The organism is Streptomyces sp. P9(2023) (assembly GCF_032436795.1).
GTDB lineage: Bacteria > Actinomycetota > Actinomycetes > Streptomycetales > Streptomycetaceae > Streptomyces.
The window spans coordinates 1-233 of sequence record NZ_JAUPWM010000881.1; the positions used below are offsets into that span (position 1 = coordinate 1).

Annotated in this window: 1 protein-coding gene; it reads left to right on the top strand. The window is 74.2% G+C overall.

The genetic code is table 11. The features are described from left to right. A partial coding sequence (locus tag Q5762_RS39785) for an AMP-binding protein (protein ID WP_399495675.1) occupies positions 1-233 on the top strand: 233 nt, incomplete at both ends.

Sequence of the window (233 nt, forward strand, 5' to 3'; positions counted from 1 at the left end):
CGGGCGGGTGGTGATGTGCCCCGCGCCCGCGCCGCTGACCGCCTTTCCGCTGATCGAGCGCGAGCGTGTTACCATCACCGGGCTGGTCCCGCCGCTGGCGCTTTTGTGGGCACAGGCCGCGCCGCACAGCCGCCACGATCTGCGCAGCCTGCGCGTGGTGCAGGTCGGTGGCGCCAAGCTGACGCCCGAAGGCGCGGCCCGCATCCGTGACCGGGGCTGGCGGCTGCAACAGG